This window comes from Trichocoleus sp. Lan (genome assembly GCF_039961855.1).
GTDB lineage: Bacteria > Cyanobacteriota > Cyanobacteriia > Cyanobacteriales > FACHB-T130 > FACHB-T130.
This window is the reverse complement of the sequence record NZ_JAMPKA010000008.1, coordinates 38,151-59,717: the sequence shown is the minus strand read 5'-3', so window position 1 is coordinate 59,717 and position 21,567 is coordinate 38,151. Positions and strand designations below refer to the sequence as shown.

General features: G+C 48.4%; 16 protein-coding genes and 1 tRNA gene. 8 read left to right on the top strand and 9 right to left on the bottom strand.

The window, feature by feature from the left end:
* Positions 1–178: 178 nt before the first annotated feature.
* Together NDA03_RS09180 and NDA03_RS09175 are read right to left on the bottom strand one after the other, a co-directional pair.
* A complete protein-coding gene (locus NDA03_RS09180; protein ID WP_190415385.1) occupies positions 179–604 on the bottom strand; it encodes a phosphomannose isomerase type II C-terminal cupin domain in 426 nt (141 codons plus the stop codon).
* A 232-nt stretch (positions 605–836) separates the two neighbouring features.
* A complete protein-coding gene (locus NDA03_RS09175; RefSeq protein ID WP_348237873.1) occupies positions 837–3,011 on the bottom strand; it encodes a phosphodiester glycosidase family protein in 2,175 nt (724 codons plus the stop codon).
* Between the two features lie 787 nt (positions 3,012–3,798).
* Between NDA03_RS09175 and NDA03_RS09170 the strand changes: the two genes are divergently transcribed.
* Complete coding sequence (locus NDA03_RS09170) at positions 3,799–8,451, top strand: glutamate synthase-related protein (protein WP_348237872.1); 4,653 nt, start codon at positions 3,799–3,801, stop codon at positions 8,449–8,451.
* A gap of 237 nt (positions 8,452–8,688) precedes the next feature.
* Here NDA03_RS09170 and NDA03_RS09165 read toward each other — a convergent pair whose 3' ends face one another.
* From NDA03_RS09165 to NDA03_RS09150, 4 genes are all read right to left on the bottom strand, one after another.
* Positions 8,689–9,666 carry a polysaccharide deacetylase family protein gene (locus tag NDA03_RS09165; protein ID WP_339380555.1) on the bottom strand — a complete coding sequence of 326 codons (978 nt, stop codon included), beginning with the start codon at positions 9,664–9,666 and terminating at the stop codon, positions 8,689–8,691.
* Positions 9,667–10,023: 357 nt separating this feature from the next.
* A complete protein-coding gene (locus tag NDA03_RS09160) occupies positions 10,024–11,610 on the bottom strand; it encodes a bifunctional pantoate--beta-alanine ligase/(d)CMP kinase (protein WP_190690305.1) in 1,587 nt (528 codons plus the stop codon).
* Between the two features lie 177 nt (positions 11,611–11,787).
* Positions 11,788–13,095: a septal ring lytic transglycosylase RlpA family protein gene (locus tag NDA03_RS09155; RefSeq protein ID WP_347276958.1), complete on the bottom strand. Its 1,308-nt coding sequence runs from the start codon at positions 13,093–13,095 to the stop codon at positions 11,788–11,790.
* A 173-nt stretch (positions 13,096–13,268) separates the two neighbouring features.
* The gene (locus NDA03_RS09150) at positions 13,269–13,427 is read right to left on the bottom strand and encodes a hypothetical protein (RefSeq protein ID WP_190415379.1); all 159 of its coding nucleotides are present in this window, start codon (positions 13,425–13,427) and stop codon (positions 13,269–13,271) included.
* On the opposite strand from NDA03_RS09150, the gene purM reads away from it, so the two are divergent.
* Positions 13,426–14,478, top strand: a complete 1,053-nt coding sequence (purM, locus tag NDA03_RS09145; protein WP_190415377.1) for a phosphoribosylformylglycinamidine cyclo-ligase — start codon at positions 13,426–13,428, stop codon at positions 14,476–14,478. The two genes, NDA03_RS09150 and purM, sit on opposite strands and share 2 nt — an antisense overlap.
* A 2-nt stretch (positions 14,479–14,480) precedes the next feature.
* Here purM and NDA03_RS09140 read toward each other — a convergent pair.
* Both NDA03_RS09140 and NDA03_RS09135 read right to left on the bottom strand, forming a co-directional pair.
* Positions 14,481–14,552, bottom strand: a tRNA-Cys gene (locus tag NDA03_RS09140).
* Between the two features lie 218 nt (positions 14,553–14,770).
* Positions 14,771–14,902 carry a hypothetical protein gene (locus tag NDA03_RS09135; RefSeq protein ID WP_277877673.1) on the bottom strand — a complete coding sequence of 44 codons (132 nt, stop codon included), beginning with the start codon at positions 14,900–14,902 and terminating at the stop codon, positions 14,771–14,773.
* Between the two features lie 10 nt (positions 14,903–14,912).
* On the opposite strand from NDA03_RS09135, the gene cpdA reads away from it, so the two are divergent.
* The 5 genes from cpdA (at position 14,913) to NDA03_RS09110 (ending at position 17,637) form a co-directional block, all read left to right on the top strand.
* Complete coding sequence (gene cpdA, locus NDA03_RS09130) at positions 14,913–15,710, top strand: 3',5'-cyclic-AMP phosphodiesterase (RefSeq protein ID WP_190415375.1); 798 nt, start codon at positions 14,913–14,915, stop codon at positions 15,708–15,710.
* 251 nt (positions 15,711–15,961) lie between these two features.
* Positions 15,962–16,858, top strand: coding sequence for an ATP-binding protein (locus tag NDA03_RS09125; protein ID WP_190690316.1), 897 nt, complete (start codon positions 15,962–15,964; stop codon positions 16,856–16,858).
* Positions 16,851–17,057, top strand: coding sequence for a hypothetical protein (locus NDA03_RS09120; protein WP_190690319.1), 207 nt, complete (start codon positions 16,851–16,853; stop codon positions 17,055–17,057). Before NDA03_RS09125 ends, NDA03_RS09120 begins: the two co-directional genes overlap by 8 nt.
* An 8-nt stretch (positions 17,058–17,065) precedes the next feature.
* Complete coding sequence (locus NDA03_RS09115) at positions 17,066–17,272, top strand: hypothetical protein (protein ID WP_190690322.1); 207 nt, start codon at positions 17,066–17,068, stop codon at positions 17,270–17,272.
* Positions 17,272–17,637, top strand: coding sequence for a hypothetical protein (locus NDA03_RS09110; RefSeq protein WP_190690326.1), 366 nt, complete (start codon positions 17,272–17,274; stop codon positions 17,635–17,637). The genes NDA03_RS09115 and NDA03_RS09110 overlap by 1 nt, the downstream gene beginning before the upstream one ends.
* A 184-nt stretch (positions 17,638–17,821) precedes the next feature.
* Here the strand turns inward: NDA03_RS09110 and NDA03_RS09105 are convergent, their stop codons facing one another.
* Positions 17,822–18,556, bottom strand: coding sequence for a hypothetical protein (locus NDA03_RS09105; RefSeq protein ID WP_339380557.1), 735 nt, complete (start codon positions 18,554–18,556; stop codon positions 17,822–17,824).
* A 97-nt stretch (positions 18,557–18,653) separates the two neighbouring features.
* On the opposite strand from NDA03_RS09105, the gene NDA03_RS09100 reads away from it, so the two are divergent.
* On the top strand, positions 18,654–21,332 hold the full coding sequence (locus tag NDA03_RS09100; protein ID WP_348237871.1) for a GAF domain-containing protein: 2,679 nt from the start codon (positions 18,654–18,656) through the stop codon (positions 21,330–21,332).
* The last annotated feature ends 235 nt before the right edge of the window (positions 21,333–21,567 follow it).

Here is a 21,567-nt window from a genome sequence, read left to right as displayed (position 1 = left end):
TGGGAATGCAATAGATGAATGAAAGATAGAATTGGACTGCGGCGCGATCGCATACCCTTTGGAAACAATTTAGGGCGACTCCCACCTGATTATGGAAGAACGCCCTAGAAAATTTGATTTCAAAAAAACACTTAAACTGGGTAGTCGCTCGTCGAGCTACCCAACTTTGAACCCTAGCCTACTTTTTTTGCTGACTGCGGGAGTAGTCATCTTGAAAACGAACAATGTCATCTTCTCCTAAATATTCCCCATTCTGAACCTCGATTAATACCAGAGGAATGACACCAGGATTCTCTAGGCGATGAGTATGGCATTGAGGAACATAGGTCGATTGATTGCTGCTAAGAGTCAGTTCTTGCTCGCCACAAACAACCTTCGCTGTGCCTGAAACCACGATCCAGTGTTCGCTACGGTGGTAGTGCATTTGCAGGCTGAGCCGGTGACCAGGCTTTACTTCAATGCGCTTGATTTTGTAGCCTCGCCCTTCTTCCAGAATCGTGAAAGAACCCCAAGGGCGCAATTCCGTTGCAGCAATTCCGTTGGTGGCTATCGAACTGGGTAAAGGGAAGGCAGAAGTTTGAGAAATTTCTTGCGCCTGAGCCATTGATGTTTCTCCTTAAAACCGTTGCTTTGTCAGCATGGTGAATACATTTTGAGAATGGACAATTGTAGTGAGCGATCGCTGACACATTGAGGGAATCTTTGCCAAACATAGCAAATCAAACCAGGCTGTTGTAACCGTAAACTACTGAATCCTCGCAATCTACATCAAGTCTTCATAGAAGTTTTAACGGTTGACAAATTGGCTAAATCGTAAAAAAATCCTAAATCAGCGACTACCGGGTGGGCTGGAAGAAGATACCAAGACCGTTGTGAACGCGGGCGGCACTGGAGGGAGGGCGATCTAGGAGCTGCCCCCCTAAGTAGAGGCTGGTAGAGCTGCCACCGTCGAGGTTGAGGGCGTCAATGATACCCATTTTTTGCATCAGGGCAGCCATTTCTCTCAAGGTAGGCCCAGTTCCACCAACGCGATTGTGAACGGCAACAATCATTAGGTTGCCGTCTGCGGTCGTTCCAATTGCACTGCGAATTGCGGCTTGCTTATCGAAAGCGTCGCTAAATTGCTCGCCTTTGGCATTCAGCACAATTTGCCGATTTTGCAACAAAAGGGGACCAGCACCAACAATGTGCGGGTAACGGTTAAAGTCAGCAGGGACAGTAGCTCCCTCTACCCATACTTTCGTACCAAGCGGGAGAGAACTGGCTGGTCCTCGGTTGGCGCGTAGGGTGAGTAAGAAACCATTGCGGGGAATGGGAAAGGCAGTTTTACCCGCAATCCCTCCGGGTAGAAGGCTCGTGACTTGGTTGTTCTGGACAACGACAATGATTTCATCATCAATGAGCGGCGTGTAGGTTGCTCCCCACTCCGGGGTATAGCGGGAAATGCCTGCCTTGACGTAGCCACTGTTGAGGAAAAGAATCGGCAAACGCGCACCCGTTGAGGTGATTAAAGTTTCTTGGAGCGCCAGACGCCCAATTTTCACCGCTCCCGTATCATTCCAGGCGATTGCGCCTCGATTCAGAATCGGCCCGGATAACCAGCGCCCATCCCGCCGAATTGCGCCTAAAGGTAGCTGGTTCTTGCGATTAAAAAAGCCCCCGTTGACTGCCGCCGAGGCGTGCCACATCTGGGCTGTCTCGCTCAGGGGAGCGACTCCCACCATCTTGGAACGATGGCTCCAGATCGGTTTCATTTTAAAAAAGGGCAAGTTGACATCCCCCTGAAGACGGGGATTCAATATCAGTCCGACCACCGGAAATCGGGAAGAACCCAAACTCACATACTGCTGTTTCCAGCGGATTCCTTTCGCCCAAAGAATATCTCGCTCTACCATCGCCTCTGGTAGAAAATCGATAACCAATCGATTCGGGTTGGGTAGGGAGGAAAAGCGAGGAGACAGACCGGCTGGAATGTTGATACGGATTTGGGTTTGGTTCTGAATTGATTCCACCACTGGAGTCGGTAATTTCGAGCGATGGGGAAGTGGAACCATCGAGGGAATCTCTCCTTCTGTTTCCCTGTCCTTCTCTGCGACCTTCCCTTGCTTCGGAGCCTGTAGCAGCGGTACTGGAGCGGAAGAAAAACGCTGGAGGAGAGCGGGAGTAGCCACTGCATCCATTGTGACGACTAATTCTTCACCCTCTTTTCTCACTTGCCACGGCGTCGGACGATCGATCTCGATCGTCATGCGCGAACCCCTCGGTTGCAGTGCTGGTTGAATATCTGCCACTTGCGCTGGCTTAGAGGAAATCAAGAGCTTGGTGCCCTTTACCTCCATCTGCCAACCGGCTCTCTGGGCGAAATCGGTAATATCTAGATAGCGATACGACCCCACTGCCTGCGTCGCCAACATTAGCGGCTCCATTGCCGGTTGGGAAAACCACTGTACCGGCTGTCTGGTGACGTCCCCAGTATTTAAAAGCTCTACCCCCAATGTTTGACTCATTCCAGCGTCGCTAATTCCGGTACGGACAGACTTTCCCACTCGCCACTGACTCCAAGTGGCTGGCAAGGTGCGACCGTTGATAGAAACTTGATAACCCAACCGAGAAATCTGAGGCGATGCTGAAGGCACCAACGCCTGTGTGGTTAGGGGCAATTCCGGTGCCGATAATTTTTGAAGTTTCCCAGTGGGAGCTGCAACAGGCAACGCTTGACTGGGCAACTTGTTGGGCCTGCTGAGAGCGGCATAAAACTGTAATCCTTTGGGGGGGAGCTTGTGGGGGGCTACAGGTATCTGCTTGGCAGTCGGTGGTGCTATCTGGCTTTTTTGTTCGCTCTCCCGTGCCTTTAACACTGGCTCTTTAGTGCTTCCGACCGGGGAAGAAGTCGCCATGTAAACTGAGAGGGCAATAATGGACGGGAGCGAGAAAGCGATTAGGCGACCGGGGGCAATTATGCCCGCCACACCATCGAACGTCTCACTCTGTGACGTCGTTCTCCTGATCATTCGACAACATCAATAAAATAGGGCAGCTCTTCTGTAGGGGCGTATTTGCCATACACCTGGATAACGCTGGATGCGTGTCTACAGAGTCAAGACTTCTAAAATAACTCAGCGCGTCAGCAGCACAACTATCAAAAAACAATGACTTTATCTTCTCAAGCCTGCTTTTTTAGCTTCATAATAAAAAGCATAACCGCAGGGTTCGGCAAGACGCTTTATTCAACAACTCAATAGGGCGAAGCATTCGCTCTCAAAGTAGCGGCTAAAAACATAGCCCAGTCTGGACTTGGTGTTGACGATAGCCCCTACAATTTGTTTGTCCTGGCTCTATGTCTTGGGGTCCCTTACCAGTCCCTTGACCGGCGTCGGGGATTTATATTAGGCGTCATTAAAAAATGATAAGATGTCTAATCCGTCACTCTTGCAGGCTGCTGGTATAGGAATCGGGTTAGAACGAGGTTCTTAACAGCACCTTGCGGGAAGCGATCGCTCTGACAACCAGTTTTGTCACCCTTGGCTCTAGCGCAAAAAAAGCAGAAAAAGTAGTAATGTCATTCAGTTGCAGCCTTCATGGTCAAATGGCATCTATATCTAGATAAGTCAGGCTTTGGAGGCATCACCTAGTCTCGGCGAGAGAAGACTGAAATGAGTGTTTAAATACATTGACGACGAGTTTTGTCATCGTTTGACAATTTTTAATCCTGTTGTTTAGTAAAGTCTTGCCACAGGGTTAGCAACCTGAGAACGGGAAATTTGTATCAGTAAGTAAAGGAAAAACGTGGATCAGCTCATGGAGAACAGGAGTGTGAATGATAATCATCAATTACAGGGAACGCTAAAGGGGGCAGAAACCTCTCCTGGCCCGCGATGGTTGGTAGAGGAACGTGATGCCTGCGGCGTCGGCTTCATCGCCAATCCGCAGGGAACGCCAGAGCATGAATTAGTCGAGAAGTCTTTATCTGCCCTGGCTTGTCTGGAACACCGGGGCGGTTGTAGTGCTGACCAGGATTCTGGGGATGGAGCCGGTTTGATGACCGCCATTCCGTGGGAACTGTTGGGTGAATGGTTGGCAACTCAAAGCATAGAAATGCCCCCGACTCAGCAGACAGGGGTGGCAATGGTATTTTTACCCCAAGATACCGAAGCTGCCAGCAGAGCCAAGGACATTGTTCGGAAAACTCTCGAACAGGAAGAATTAACTGTCTTGGGATGGCGAGAGGTGCCGGTACAGCCCCAGGTGCTTGGGATACAGGCAAAAGAGAACCAGCCACGAATCGAGCAGCTGATCTGTACCTCGACCCATTTACAGGGCGATGAACTGGAACGAAAGTTGTATTTGGCTCGCTGCCGTATCAGCAAGGCACTCAAGGCCAATAGCGACCTCGATCTAGAATGGTCTGAAGATTTTTACGTCTGTTCGTTCTCTAGCCGCACCATCGTTTATAAGGGCATGGTGCGCTCCGCCGTGCTGGGAGAATTTTATACAGATTTAAAAAATCCAGTTTATAAGAGCGCCTTTGCGGTCTATCACCGCCGCTTCAGCACCAACACCCTGCCCAAATGGCCTCTAGCCCAGCCAATGCGGCTTTTGGGGCACAACGGCGAGATTAATACGCTGTTGGGAAATATTAACTGGATGATGGCACGAGAGGCAGAGCTGAAGCACCCGCTTTGGGGAGAACGCATCAACGACCTCAAGCCACTCGTTCATCTCGATAATAGCGACTCGGCAACTCTTGATAACGTACTAGAGTTACTGGTACGCACGGGTCGGAGTCCTCTGGAAGCCTTGACGATTATGGTGCCAGAGGCGTACCAAAATCAGCCGGAATTGTTGGAGCGTCCAGAAATTGTTAATTTTTATGAATATTACAACGGGCTTCAGGAACCTTGGGATGGCCCAGCACTGCTAGTATTCAGCGACGGGAAAAAAGTAGGGGCGACCCTCGACCGTAACGGTCTGCGACCGGCTCGATACAGCATCACGCGGGATGGCTACGTCGTCGTCGCTTCCGAAGCAGGTGTAGTCGATTTGCCCGAAGCAGAGATTCTGGAAAAAGGTCGCTTGGGGCCAGGTCAAATGATCGCCGTTGACCTGGAAACCCACGAAGTTCAAAAAAATTGGGAGATTAAGGAACGGATTGCGGCTACCCATCCTTATGGAGAGTGGCTAGCGTCTCACCGACAAAATCTGGCAGCGGAGCCTTTTGCACCAGAACCAAAGCTGGATAATCAAACCTTGCTGCGCCAGCAAATTGCCTTTGGCTACACCACCGAAGATGTGGAAATGGTCATTGAGGAAATGGCGTCTTCTGGGAAAGAACCGACATTTTGCATGGGAGATGACATTCCCCTCGCAGTGCTGTCAGAAAAGCCGCATTTGCTTTATGACTATTTCAAGCAGCGCTTCGCCCAAGTGACAAATCCGCCAATTGACCCCCTGCGCGAAGGCATGGTGATGTCGCTATCGGTTTCTCTGGGTAAGCGGGGAAATCTCTTGGAAGTGAAACCAGAGTATGCCCGGTTGCTGAAGTTAGAGTCTCCGGTTCTGAATGAAGCACAACTAGAGCAAATCTGCGCTTCTTCTTTCGAGACAGAGCAGTTCTCAACGCTGTTTGAAATTGAGAAAGGGCCAGAAGGGCTAGAGGCAGCGGTTAGAAGCTTATGCGAAGCAGCGGCTCAAGCCGTCCGTGCTGGGAAAGAAATAATCATTCTAAGCGATCGCATAGCGAATGGTATTAGTGCCGAATCCAGCTATATTCCACCGCTCCTAGCTGTAGGGGCAGTACACCATCACTTGATCCAGCAGGGTCTGCGGACGAGGGCATCCCTAATTGTCGATACCGCTCAGTGTTGGAGTACGCACCACTTTGGTTGTCTAATTGGCTACGGTGCTTCTGCGGTTTGTCCTTATCTGTCTCTGGAAACCGTGCGTCATTGGTGGAGCGACAGCAAGACGCAAAATATGATGCAGCGGGGCAGAATCAAGAGTATTAGCTTAGAGCAGGCTCAAAAAAATTACTGCAAAGCGGTAGAAGCTGGATTGTTGAAAATTCTCTCAAAAATGGGGATTTCTCTACTGTCTAGCTATCAAGGGGCACAAATTTTTGAGGCAATTGGTATTGGAGGAGATTTGCTGAAGCTCGGCTTCGCGGGGACGGCGTCGCGCCTCGGTGGCTTGAGCGTAGCAGAACTTGCCCAAGAAGTGATGTCCTTCCATTCGGCGGCGTTCCCAGAAGTGCCGCGCAAAAAGCTGGAAAACTGTGGCTTTGTGCAGTACCGTCCGGGGGGCGAGTACCACATGAACAGCCCGGAAGTTGCCAAGTCGCTGCATCAGGCGGTGAAGAATCCGCAGTACGACCACTACGAAGTTTATCAAAAGCACTTGCAAGGGCGACCTGTAACGGCGCTCAGAGATTTGCTGGATCTAGAAAGCGATCGCGCCCCCATTCCACTGGCAGAAGTAGAGCCAGTCGAGGAAATTTTCAAGCGTTTCGCTACAGGTGGGATGTCTCTAGGGGCATTGTCGCGGGAAGCGCACGAAACCCTCGCGATCGCCATGAACCGCATCGGCGGTAAATCCAACTCTGGAGAAGGCGGCGAAGACCCAGTTCGTTACAAAGTTCTCGATGATGTCGATGAAATGGGTCATTCCCAGGTCTTACCGCATCTGAAAGGATTAAGGAATGGGGATACGGCTTCTTCTTCGATTAAGCAGGTTGCTAGCGGTCGCTTTGGCGTCACCCCTGAGTACCTGATGAGCGCCAAGCAAATTGAAATCAAAATCGCTCAAGGTGCCAAGCCGGGAGAAGGCGGTCAGCTACCGGGGACAAAAGTTAGCCCTTACATCGCCATGCTGCGCCGTTCCAAGCCTGGGGTGACGTTGATTTCGCCGCCGCCGCACCACGATATCTATTCCATTGAAGATTTGGCGCAGTTAATTTTTGACTTGCACCAAATTAACCCGAAAGCGGGAGTATCGGTGAAGCTGGTAGCAGAAGTTGGCATCGGTACCATCGCGGCTGGGGTCGCCAAAGCAAATGCCGATATTATCCAGATATCCGGTCACGATGGGGGTACGGGCGCTTCTCCGCTGTCGTCGATTAAACACGCCGGAAGCCCTTGGGAACTGGGGTTAACCGAAGTGCATCGCGTCCTCATGGAAAACAGCTTGCGCGATCGCGTGATTCTGCGAGTAGACGGTGGCTTTAAGAGTGGCTGGGATGTCGTTATTGCCGCTTTAATGGGCGGAGAAGAATACGGTTTCGGCTCAATTGCTATGATTGCCGAAGGCTGCATTATGGCGCGGATTTGTCATACCAATAACTGCCCTGTAGGCGTAGCTTCTCAGCAAGAAAACTTGCGGAAGCGCTTCCCCGGAATGCCAGAACACGTCGTCAACTTCTTCTACTTTGCAGCAGAAGAAGTGCGGAGTCTCTTGGCACGGTTGGGATATCGGTCGCTCAACGACATCATTGGTCGAGCCGACCTCTTGAAGGTGCGCCCAACGAAACTCACCAAGACACAGGCGCTGAATCTAGATTGCCTGACCCGTCTTCCCGATACCCGTGAAGACCGTTCCTGGCTGGTTCACGAGGCCGTTCATAGCAATGGCTCGGTTTTGGACGATCAACTGCTCAACGACCCGGAAGTTAAGGATGCGATCGCAAACCAATCGAGCGTGACCAAAGCTGTAACCGTAGTAAATACAGACCGGACAGTTGGGGCAAGGATTGCCGGAGCGATCGCGACTCAATATGGAAACACCGGCTGGAGTGGCAGTCTTACCCTCAACTTCCAAGGCAGTGTGGGTCAAAGTTTTGGTGCCTTCAACCTCCCTGGCATCACCCTCAACCTGGAAGGTGAGGCAAATGATTACGTAGGCAAGGGGATGCATGGTGGCGAAATTGTCATCAAGCCGCCCCAGTCAGCTACCTACGATCCAGCCCAGAACGTGATTGTCGGCAACACCTGTCTCTACGGTGCCACGGGCGGCATTATGCTTGCCAATGGTCAAGCCGGTGAGCGCTTTGCCGTTCGCAATTCCAAGGGCATGGCAGTGATCGAGGGTGCAGGCGACCACTGTTGCGAATACATGACTGGCGGCGCGATTGTCGTCTTGGGCAGAGTCGGGCGCAATGTGGGCGCGGGGATGACCGGGGGTTTAGCTTACTTCCTAGATGAGGATGGCAGCTTTACATCGAAGGTAAATCCGGAAATTGTCAAGCTGCAACGAGTCAGGACACCTGCCGGTGAGCAACAACTCAAAGAGCTGATTGAGCTGCACGCCGAACGTACAGGTAGCCAGAAGGCGAAAGATATTTTAGCCAACTGGGCTGAGTCTCTAGCCAAATTCTGGCAAGTTGTGCCTCCTTCCGAGGCTGATTCTCCAGAAGCCAATCCTGAAGCAACACCAGAAAAGGTACTTAGCTCGGTGCAGTAAGCACTAAAAAGTGAAGGGGAACTATCGGGTTCCCCTTACCAGCATCATAGAGAAGAAATTTTTTCTATAAATTCTATAAATGCCGCTACATCGTACAGGTCAGCAGTAATGAAAGTGACGATTGATGAGTGAAAATAAATTTCTTTAATTCAAGACTCACCACTCAAAACTTAAAACTTTTTCCCAATCACCAGCCACCTTTGTATCGCACCTGAAAAGAGGAAATATTCTCTTCCCTTATTCAGGTTTTGGAACAGCCGATTGAACTTTCGGAGGAACTCGTTTAGCCGCGGCTGCCAACTTAACTTCTTTGTCTTGCATCTCCATCAGTTCTGGCACCGTGACAAACCTGTAGCCACGCTTTTTGTATTCGGTGATTAGTTGGGGTAAAGCCCGCACCGTGTGGTCTCGATTGCCACCTCCATCGTGCATCAGGACAATTCCGCCTGGTGTGATTCCAGTTAGCGCGTGCTTGATGAATAATGGCACCGAAGGACGGCTATAGTCTCTTGAATCAGAAGACCACATCACAACCGCGTAGTTCTTCTTATGGGCGTAGGCAGCTAATCCGTTTTTAAGATGACCACCGGGTGGACGAAATAGAGTTGTCTTGATGCCTGTAGTTTGATAAATCATGTCGGATGTACGGTCAATTTCACTGGAAGCTCCAGTTTCGTTGAAGCGATGGTAAAGGTGGCTCCAAGTGTGATTGCCGATCGCGTGACCATCCAGGGAAACTTGACGCGCCAAATGGGGAAAATTTTTCACGTTCTTCCCCACCATAAAGAACGTTGCCTTGATGTTATTTTTCTTGAGGATTTCCAGCACTTCCAACGTGCTTTTAGGCCAAGGTCCGTCATCAAATGTCAGGGCGATAACTTTCTCTTTGCTGCTGAGTGTTACTTCCTGAAAGGTTTTGCCCTGAAATTGCGTAGGTACAGAAACCATCAGGCGTCTGTCTTGTGCCTCCTGTTCCAATCGAGAGAATACCTTTACAAATGCCTCATCTCGCTGTGCCTTTAAAGCTTGGATATCAATGCCACTTTTTTCGGGGGTGTGATGCCCCATTTTTTCAGTAGGGGATAGAAGAATTTCTGGATCGCTACCTTGTGGGTTTACTGGCAACATGAGACCAGCAATAAAACTACTAGCAGCCGCAGCCAGAGCAATTAATGTTGTTTTTTCCCGCCAGAGAAATCTGTCATACTTTGCCACGTTAAGTCCCCTCCACTCCTCCTTTCATCCGGGCGGCAATTCATCTGCCGCCACTTCCAGACACCATGCTTCTCAAAAATTTTTTCACAACTAGCGGCGCAACTTGCGCGAGCAAGACTGCTAGCTAGAGGACGTGCGTCTACTGTCCTTTGTTCGTCTCTAGAATCTCTGTCTAGAGCGCTAAAAGCTAGAAACTATATCATTTATCGTTAAATTGCTTATTTTTTGTACAGGGCAGTGAAGTCTGCCCTGTTGCAGGCTACAGCAGAATACTCACCAACCAGAAGTTAATCCGGGTTAAAGTTAGTTTTTACTGACCTTGTATTTTTGTTAAACCGTACATTCAGAAAGCAGCCGCTAGACAGGCACAGACAGCCTTTGATGATAAAGGCTGACAATTTGTGCAGTGACTTCGGCTATGCTCAGACCGTCGGTTTGGATCTCGATGGCATCGGCTGCCTTTCGCAGGGGTGCCAAGGCGCGGGTGCTGTCGCGGGTATCGCGTTCTTGAATGTCCCGTTCTAACTGCTCTAAACTGACTTCTGGCTGAGCTTGGTTTTTCAGGTCTTGCTGACGGCGTTGCGCCCGTGCGTGAGCGGAGGCGGTTAAGAAGATTTTGAGTTCCGCATCCGGGAAAACGTGGGTGCCAATGTCGCGTCCTTCGGCGACGACGCCTCCTTTTACTCCCCAGCGCTGCTGTTGTTTTACGAGTTCTCGGCGGACGTAGGGTTGAGCAGCGATCGCTGATACTTGAGCTGTGACTTCTCGCGAGCGAATCGCCTGGGTGACTTCCCGATCGTGAATCCAAACCCGCACTGGCGTCTGGAGGTCGTCACTGGTGCTTAGCTGAATCTGAGAACCACTCGCTAATTCGGCGATCGCGGGTTCATCTTTGACGCTGGTTCCTGATTCCAGAACCAGCCAAGTCAGGGCGCGGTACATCGCCCCCGTGTCTAAATAAAGTAGTCCTAAAGACTGGGCAACCGTGCGGGCTACGGTCGATTTTCCTGCTCCGGCAGGGCCATCAATCGCCAGAATCGGCTGGCGATCGCGCAAAGTTACATTATCAATCAAACGGGTTGTTCCTAGCCGCGCCGCGATGCTTAACAGTCCCGCCTCGTCAACTTTTTCCAATCGCATGAGAGTTGTTGGGTGAACCAGTTCAATATACTCGATCTGTACCTCTGGGACGAGTGCAAATTCCTTTTGAGCTGCCTCAATGAGAACAATGCGATCGCGATCTCCCGATTTAAATTTCTTCTGCGCTTGCTGTAAGCCGCGATACAAGACAGACGCCTGTTCTTTCTGTTCAGCACTTAGATACTGATTGCGGGACGAGAGTGCCAGTCCCGACGCCTCCCTAACGATGGGACACCCGATAATCTCTACCGGCAAATTGAGATCCGCCACCAGACGCCGGATAATCGCCAGTTGCTGGGCATCTTTCTCGCCAAAATAAGCATGAGTCGGTTGTACCAGGTTCAATAGCTTCGCCACCACTGTCGCCACTCCCTGAAAGTGTCCGGGACGAGAGCGACCGCACAACAATGAGGTCATGCTCTCCGGTGGAACTACCTGAGTTAAGTCATTGGGAATGGGTAATTGGGAATCGGGAACAGGCGCAAGCGTCCTTTCCACATTCCTCATTCCGTACATTTCTTCAGGAGCGGGGGCAAAAATCGCATCTACCCCCGCTTGTTCGCACAATTGCCAATCCTGCTCTAGCCGACGAGGATATTGTTGAAAATCCTCTGTCGGGCCAAACTGTAACGGATTTACGAAGATGCTGACGATGACCCGATCGTTGTCGCGTCGAGCGTGTTGGATTAAGCTAAGATGCCCTGCGTGCAATGCTCCCATTGTCGGTACAAAACCGATTTTCAAGGGATGCCGGTATAAATCCAAGTAGCAGTGCAATCCAGCAGTTGTCGTAAACAGGCGCACCAAACCCCCCTTTTTTGGTTGTTAGTGGTTAGTAATTGGTTTTCGAGCAACTAACTACTAACCACTAACACTACTCTCTGCCCAGTAGTCTATCTCCAGAAAAGAGGATTGGGCGTTTTAGGTGAACAGGAGGTTCAATGTCAAGAGTCTGGGCTTAACACCTTTGTGGCTAAAAGTTTAGTTGTCATCAACTGCTACCTTCTGCGGTTTGCCCAGAATTTCTACACGCACGGGTGCCACACCACTGCTGATCATGCCTAGAACTCTAGCAGCCCCGGCTGACACGTCAATGATCCGACCCCGGATAAAAGGCCCGCGATCGTTGATTCGCACGACGACAGAACGCCCGTTGTTTGTGTTAGTCACGCGCACTTGGGTTCCGAAAGGTAAGGTACGGTGAGCCGCGGTCATTGCATTCTCATTAAATCTTTCACCGCTGGCACTTTGAGTGCCATTGCCCGCGTAACCATACCAGGATGCCATGCCCTTAAGCTCGGAGATGACTGGTCTGTAGGCAATGGCGTTCGATGGTTGTTGCACGACGCGCGATCGCTCGTTCGCGACTCTGGAAGCGCTAGGGCGCTTGGCAATCTGGCGCGGCTTGGGCTTAGATGTGGGTACACCTGCAATTGCCCGTAGCGGCGGCGCGTTCCCCATCAGGCGTCTCAGCCGATTGGTTGCTTGTAAGGCATCGGTGGCAACGTTACGAGTGGTGTCGGGCAATCTTGTTTTCCCGTTTACCTCCACCAGTTCCTCGCCATTCACTTTAATGCTGTAGTTGCTCTTGTCACCATTCCAAACGACCGCGATCGCTTTCGCATCCACTTGATCTCGGCTCAACTGATTCAGCTTCGCAGCAACAGCAGTGGCTCGCCAAACCGGATTGTCTTGAGAAGTGTTGGCATCCGCTTGACGCGACCCGTCTGAAGTTCTCTGGGCTTCCCCTACTTTCGTGCTTTCTGCGGGAGCTTGACGGGAGCCGAGAAAGGTTAAGACTGGAATACTGCGGACATAGAGTGTTGCTGCCTGATACCCGTTTAACTCATGGGGAAGAATTTTAGCAACAACCGCCCGATCCATTGCACTTGGACAAGGTTTTACTAAGCACCGGAGTGCGGATTGAGACTGGTATTCTCCCAATTTGACACCGTTGGTCGGCTGAAGGTTTGACGGTGTTGAGAGTAAGGGCGAAGAGACTGCTTGCCGAAGGTCGTTTTTAGTTACTCTCGATTTGCTTGTCTGTTGCGCCTGAGAAACACGGGATTCGGAAGCTTGGTTAACCCCCTTGATTGACTCCGCATAACTAGATGTAGTCGTACCCAGGAGGGCAGTCGTTAAAAGGGTTGAAAACATTCCGAAACAAAATCTTTGGTTCATAGAGTCCTTGTGAAAAGTACTGGGAGGTCGAGCGTAGAGCCAAATGCCAGTGGTAGCGCCAGACGGCTCATTTGCCCAATCGATAACTCGTACTCGTTCTGTATTCACCCTGGTCTGTGGAACTGCAACAGACTACCATGAAGTTTTTGAAAAGGGGATCGGGGATTTCCGCTAGGAAGCAACAACTTTATGAAACCTTCACACAGTAATTTCCGAAAAAATGCGGTTATGATGTTGAAGTCAATATGGTTTGAGACAAAAATCAGGTTTCCGGAACTTTATCAGAACTTCACAAACGAGGAAGCCAGTTTGTGAATAATTGGTGAAGCAATCGGGGCATAGTGCTGCCCAACGGTACAAAATTGCGATCGCTGTCCTATCTGTCGCGTTAGCCAAGTAAAATACGTCTCTTGATCGCTGCTGAACAGGTTTGAATTCATGGATTATCGAGACGCTGGTGTAGATGTTGAGGCGGGGCGGAGTTTTGTAGAGAAAATCCGCAGTTTGGTGCAAAGTACGCACCGCTCAGAAGTATTGGGTGGTTTAGGCGGCTTTAGTGGTTGGTTTCAGTTGCCAACTGGATACAAAGAGCCGGTTTTGGTTTCAGGGACGGATGGCGTAGGCACCAAGCTAAAACTCGCCCATCAGCTCAACTTCCACCACACCGTGGGAATTGACCTTGTAGCAATGTGCGTCAACGATGTGTTGACGTGTGGTGCAGAACCGTTATTTTTTCTAGATTATTTAGCCACCGGGCAACTAAACCCAGAGCAGCTGACTCAGGTGGTTGATGGCATCGCTGCGGGATGTCGTGAGTCAGGGTGTGCCCTACTGGGAGGAGAAACCGCAGAAATGCCGGGTTTTTACCAACTGGGCGAGTATGACTTGGCGGGTTTTTGTGTGGGGATTGTAGAAAAGAGCCAGATATTGGATGGTTCTCTGGTGAAAGAGGGAGATGTGGCGATCGCGCTTGCGAGCCAAGGTCTCCACAGCAATGGTTTTAGTCTGGTGCGGAAGATTGTTGAACGTAGCGGCGTTGACTTGCACGCCTCCCCAACCGATGTTAGGGGGGAAGGCTTTGCGCCCTTAGACGGTAAGAATTTTGGGGAAGTTTTATTAACTCCCACCCGGATTTACGTCAAACCCGTTTTAGCAGCACGGAAGGCTGGGCTTGACATTCATGGCATGGCTCACATTACGGGTGGCGGCTTGCCAGAAAACTTACCTCGCTGTATTGGTGCCGATTTATCTATCCAGATCGATCTTCAATCGTGGAAAATTCCGCCTATTTTTAATTGGCTTGCTGACGCTGGTGAAGTCAAACCCGCCGATATGTTTAATACTTTCAATATGGGCATCGGTTTTGTAGTCCTTGTGCCCCCAAACCAAGCCGACCAAACCATCAGCTGGTTTGAATCGCAGAATATCCCCGCCTATGCCATCGGCAAAGCGATCGCTGGTAGCGGGGGTCTGATTGGAATCCCAGATTAAAAAGGCGGCACCCGGATTTGAACCGGGGGATAAAGGTTTTGCAGACCTCTGCCTTACCACTTGGCTATGCCGCCGCGATTGCAGATTCTTAGTATACCAAAATTTTTTCCGGACGCATTGACTCTGTACGAATTGGAAGACTAGTCGCTATATTCAAAGCTGATGCAGGTTATCTGATGTGATGACGATCACAGGAACGGGGTTCCTAGATCGCAAGTCTTTGATGATCTGAAACGCTAATCTAATACGAATCTCCAAATGTAAGTGGATTTACGGAATGGTTGACGTTCGCCTACTGCTGGGGAAGTTCGTCAGCTTTGGTTATCTCTAAGCGGAGAATCGCCTTGGTTTGACCAAAAACAGCCATCTGGGTGTACTGACTTGCTAAGTATTTTTTTGAGCAGCGACCAGAATACCTTTTCATTACAGAAACTATGACTCAAGCCAACCCGCTTCTGATTGCTCAAATTACAGACATTCACTTGTTCGCAGATACCAAAAAGGAATTGCTAGGGCTTCCTACTGCCAAGTCTTTTGATGTAGTTTTAGAGCAATTGCACCGAATGTGCCCTCAGCCGGATTTGCTATTGCTAACAGGAGATTTGTCCCAAGATGGTAAGCCGCAATCTTACACGCGGTTGGCAGAACTGCTGAGTCCTCTGGGAATTCCTACTTACTGGCTACCAGGCAACCATGACCAGCCATTGGTCATGCAAGAGGTATTAAATGAGGCTCCGATTTGTCCGGAGAAGTCGTTTGAAGCGGGAGGGTGGCAGTTTTTATTGCTCAATTCTCACGTACCAGGTTGCGTCTATGGCAAACTATCTTCAGAAAGCTTAGTTTGGCTAGACCAGCAGCTACAGCGTGCAGATAAACGTCCTACCCTAATTGCTTTACACCATCCCCCTTTTGTTGTCGATTCCGATTGGCTGGATGGCAGTTCATTACAAAATTCAGAGGAACTATTTGCTGTCATCGATCGCCATTCTCAGGTGCGGTTGGTTGTTTTTGGTCATATTCATCAAGAATTTTATCGGCGGCGCGGTGAGGTTCATTACTTGGGTAGTCCCTCTACGTCAATTCAGTTTGAACCGCATAGCCACCAGTTTTCCTTAGATGAGGAAGCGCCAGGATTTCGTTTATTTAATCTGTATCCAGATGGCAGGATTGAAACTAGGGTGGAACGGGTTGCTTACGCGCATGAGTTGGATTTGGCAGCTACTGGTTATTAGGATAGAAGTTGGTATTTTTAAAAACCCGTTTTCTTCAAGAAAACGGGTTTTTTTTGACGCGATCGCGCTTCCAAGCGATTATTTTTACTGACAATAGTTGCGCGATCGGTGCAACATAAGTGAAAATACTGAGCCGTCATTCACTAAGAAGGGAGTATCTTGAAATAGCGCTCGCTACCAGGACTGAGCAGCTACTAGCAATGTAAAGTAGCAGAAGGAAAGTTTCAAAATTTTGAGAGTACGCCATTGATATGAGCAGTATTGTTAAAAGCTCTAGTGGATTATTGCAATCAACCCACGCCGACATCAAGCGAAAAATTGCTCATCAACAGTTGTTCGGGTTAGATAACTTACAAAAGTATCTATTTCGTTTTTGTAAGGTTATAGTGACTGCTGATAACTCTGAGCTAAGTCATTTCAGCCTTTATGATCTTGCCGCATCTGTTTTACTCTACGGGCCACCCAATACAGGTAAAACAAGTCTGTGTTACTTACTTTTTGATCAGATCAAGCAAGAAGTTACTAATGACATAAACTTTTATGCGCTTAATATCGGTGGATTGCTTGACCCTGCTTTGGGTCAGTCCTCACGTAACCTAGAGCAGATATTTCAAGATTTAAGAAATAGCTGTTCAGATGGAACATCAGTGTTTTTAGTATTGGATGAGCTAGATGCTTTCTGTATGAGTCGTAGCCGCACCCAAGAGCATGATGCTGTTCGGCGAACGATGACCACTTTAATGCTGGAGCTTGATAAACTTCAGCCATCCACAAGCCAGCGTTTTTTAGTATTTGGAATTACTAACGTACCCCATCTATTGGATACAGCAGTAGTGCGTAGATTTGCTTTAAAGCAGGCGGTTGATGCGCGGTTATCCTGGCATGACTTCAAATCATATCTTGACTATCTGAATAAGCCCATTAAATATGAACCAAAAGAAGAAGATATTAAAAAACTTTACGACATTTATAATAAGTGTGATTATACTACAGGAGATATAAAATCTCTTTATAAAGTATTATTTTTTGAGGCAATGTGTGCAGAAGAAGTTGTGTCTATGAAAGATCGAATTTTTGAACTTTTTGAAAAAGGTTTTTCAACCCGTCAACATTTAGCGGAGACATACAAGGAGCTATCTAATGACTGACGAGGACAAGATGATCTACAAGCTTACAGTACACAGAAATTTTATTGGGTGGGTTATTGATAAGTTAAAAGAAGAAGGGATTTTAGCCCAAAGAACGACGGGGAATGACTCAAAGGGAGATATTTTGCTTATTAATCCTGATGAGGTTCCACGAGTAAAAGAAATAATCCGCCAGATTCAAAGTGAGTATAATAGTTAGGTAGGTTCATGCCACATATAGAAATTAAGACAAAAAAGAATATCTATCCAGGGGAAGCCCAGAAAATGATCGACAAACAAACTGTTATTGGGGTTCTTACTACAGGAACAATTTCTGCTAAAGCTAAAGAATTGTTTGATAATGCAGGTATAGCTTGGGCTGAGAATTTTCCAGAGAAGGAGTTTATGGAGTCAGAGGCTCAGGAGGAAGGCTAATGTTAGATATCAGCTTCTATCCAAAAAATGGTTATCCACCGTACACTGTAGAAGTATCAGAAGACAGTTACGAGTGGTTAGCAAAATCTGATTTTTCTAAAATAGGTACATCTGTAATAAGAAAAATACAGATAGAAGGAGAAGAGGAAAACTTACGTGTACTTCAGTTAGGTAAAGAGAATCGCAAGAAGCTAAGAATTTTTTTACTTGAGGCAATTAGTCAGGAAAGTGATGCCGTACTCAATCAGCTTGGAGATTCTCCTTCAAAACAAGAGTATCAAAATGCAACTTACCGTTTGAGGAAGCTGCAAGAATTACGAAAGTGTGTGGAAAACGAAAAGTATCAGTATCTTCAAAGAGTATAAATTAGTATCAAAAATACGCAAAAAAACGTGCGCTCGCTTCCTATTAGACAAGAAGCGAGCGCTTTATTATTAATCTCCAGTCGCAAAGGCACGTAACTGGCACTGATTACTCCTCGATTTCACAAAGACGAACGATATTTCAAAAGCTGATAAATAAAACGATTTTGAGCGATTTTACACGACTTTATTCGCTGGCTTGCCAATGCACGAAAGGACGCCCAGATGCCACGGTTTTAGAAACAATCTTCGTATAGCCAGGAACCCAATCGAGATTCACGCGAAAATAGACTTTACCATTGCGAAACTCGAAGCTGTAGGAGTGTAAATCTGGAGAACTTGCCTGACCAACACAGGAGGCATAAGCTTCTTGTAGTGGAGCTTCATATTCCACAAACGTATTGCCTGAAGATGAAATTTTCCCATTACTAGCGATCGCTTTCGTGTCAGCGACAACTGTATGATCGGCAGCACCTTCAGAAGGTAACAAGACTGTCCAAAGTCCGACTGATGCGGGACACGTTCCTGATTGCTGTTCTACAGTCAATTGCTGGTTGGGTTGTTCTGAAGACACATCGGATGCTGGCTGAGCTAACGTCGAAGTAGATGTATTCAGCAGCAACGCAGACAAAATTCCTAAAGTGGTCGCGAATTGTACGGGTTGAAAAGGGGGAATTTTGGAGAGGAGTTTTTGGGGAATTAAAGTCGTTAGTGCCATTTGAAGTGCCTGCCAGCGTCTCAAGTGAAGAGCCTCTATAAATAGGATCGCTTGGCGCAGGCGCGATCGCCCTCCTACAGATTGGTTAACCCGATCGGGTGATAGATCCGTATTTTTTCGGAAATCGGAAAGATAAATCTTGAAGATTAGATGATGAATTTGTTCCCAATTCATCATTTTTAATGATGCTTCTGGAAAATTCATTCTTCTGACTACTGCCTTTGGCTTTCAACCCATCAAAAGACTTTTATCGGCGCGAAGGATGAAAGCCTCCACTGCAATCGAACAAAAGGGTTAAAGAGTGAACAAAACCATAAGTCAGAGTCAAAAAATTCCCTATCCAGAAGAGCGTGTTTCCACTAGACTGTATGCGAAAACTAGCCCCATGTATTGCTCTAATCTCCTACAAAGTGTGGCGGAAGCGACTCACCAACTGCTGACGAATCGCGATTTTGCAGTCGGCGTGAATCAAGCTTTAGCAACTCTAGGCAGAGTAACGGGGGTGGATCGAGCTTATATTTTTGAGATTCATCCTCATCCAGAAACCCGTGAATTAGCCTTTAGCCACCGATTTGAATGGACAAAAGAGTTTGTAACACCTCAAATTCACAATCCCAATTTACACAACCAGGCATTAGCGGCTTGTCGCATCAGTCGGTGGTACGAAGATTTGCAAGCTGGGAAGGCAGTTCGGGGTTTAATTCGCGAACTTCCAAATGACGAACGGGAAGTTTTAACAAACAAGCAAATCTCCTCTATATTAGTTGTCCCAATTTCTTGTAATGGCAAACTTTGGGGCTTAATTGGCTTTGACGATCGCCGCTACGATCGCCAGTGGTCAAAGGATGAGGAAGCTTGTTTGATAACGATGGCAGCAAGTTTCGGGAAAGCGATCGCTCATCAGCAAACGACTGAAACTCTACGGCAGAGCGAATTACGGCTGCAACAAATTACCGCTAACGTACCGGGGATGATTTTTCAGTTCCTTCAGCGTTCGGATGGTTCCCAGGCTGTCCCCTATGCCAGTTCCGGTTGCCGCGAACTGTTTGAATTAGAGCCGGAGGCGATTCAGGCAAATTGTGGCAAGGAGTTAATTTATCCCGACGACCGCGAGGCTTATGAACAATCCATCGCGGTTTCGGCTGTGACACAGCAACCTTGTAAATGGGAAGGTCGGATTCAGACTCCCAGTGGCAAAATTAAGTGGATTCAATGCGCTTCTCGACCAGAGAAGCAACTCAATGGCGATATTCTCTGGGATGGGTTGGTAATGGATATTACCGACCGAAAGCGGGCTGAGGAGGCGCTGCGAAGTTCAGAGGAGAAGTTCGCATCCGCTTTTCGTTCCAGTCCTGACTCAATAACGATTAGCACCCTCAAAGAAGGGCGATACATTGATGTCAACGAAAGTTTTCTCCATCTTTCAGGTTTCCAACGCCATGAAATTATTGGTCATACGACATTGGAATTAAATATCTGGGTGAATCCAGAAGACCGCATCAAAGTTATCCAGCAGGTACAGGAAGAAGGTGCTGTCCGCAACCAGGAATGCGAGTTTCGCAACAAGTCCGGAAGGGTAATAATAGGGCTTTTCTGTGCCGAAATCATCAACTTGGAGGGTGAGCCGTGTTTGCTGACAATTGGGAACGATATCACTGAACGCAAGCAGGCGGAAATGAGGCAGCGCTTGGTGCAAGAACGCGATCGCTTGTTGGCAGAAATGGCGCTGCGAATCCGCAAATCGCTGGATTTGGACGAAATTTTTAACACTACCGTGGCAGAAGTCCGGTCGTTTCTGAAAGCCGACCGGGTCTTCATCGCTTCCGATACGACGGGAAAAGGCAGGGTAATGGCTGAATCCGTAGAACCCAATTACCCGCCGATTATGAACTGGGTACTTGACGATCGAAGTTCCCTGGAGGAGATGCGAACCTTGTTTGAGGCGAATCAGGTTCGAGTCGTTGAGGATACAACCCAGGCGATGGTTCACCCAGCGATCGCATCCTATTACCGCGATTATCACGTCAAAGCCGCCGTGGCTGTCCCAATTCGCGTGAAAGGCGATCGGTTATTGGGTGCATTAATTGTTAATCAATGCAGTGGAGCGAGGCGCTGGGAACCGATCGAGATTGATTTGCTAGAACAATTGGGAACCCAAGTTGCGATCGCCATTCAGCAATCTTGCCTCTTCCAACAAGTACAGGAACTCAATACCAACTTAGAATGCCAAGTTCGGGAACGTACCGCTCAACTAGAGCAAAAAATCCAGGAAGTTCAAGAACTATACGAACTGAAGGATGTCTTCCTCCATGCCGTTTCCCACGACCTGCGGACGCCGCTCACCGGCTGGTTACTGGTGTTGCAGAATTTGTTAACAGCGAATGGCAATGAACAAAAGACAATTCCAGTGTCTCGGTCAATTTTAGAGCGGATGATTCAAAGTAGCGATCGCCAACTCCGCTTGATTAACTCCTTGTTAGAAGTTCACACCAGCGAAGTGCGAGGTTTTGTCTTGCAGCGCGAACCAGTTCAACTTAACTCTCTCATTCAAGAGATTGTTGAGGATTTTGAGCCGTTGTGTGTCAAAAATCAGGCAATTCTGATCGATCAAATTCCTTCTGAACTGCCCACAGTGAAAGCCGATCCGCTTCAGCTGCGGCGTGTGTTTGAAAATCTACTCACGAATGCTTTTAACCATAACCCACCCGGACTCAGGATGATTCTTAAGGCGACCGTTGAAGAACAGACAATTCGCTGCACTATTGAAGATAACGGTGTTGGGATGAATCCAGAACAATGCGATCGCGCCTTTGAACTTTATGCCCGTGGTTCGCAAGCACGACGCTCAACGGGTATTGGCTTGGGATTATATCTTTGTCAACAGATTGTACAAGCTCACGGTGGCAAAATTGGCGTGACTAGTTCTCCAAAAGCTGGTGCAACCTTCTGGTTTACTTTACCTTTTGCAATGTCACCATAAACAGAAAGATGTTATTAGTCTAAGAGCTGTTTTATGCCTGCTTACTAGACCAATCTGATTTAATTTATAAGATGCTAGTCCTTTAGATACCCAACTTCTTAGAGAAGTTGGGTATTTCGTCTTCAATCCAACCGAGAAACGCAATAATAGGACTCTTGTACTGACTAGATTCCTATGCTGACTAGATAAAGATGTCAGATCAATGAATCCTGATACGTCCTTAGCTATCGCTACT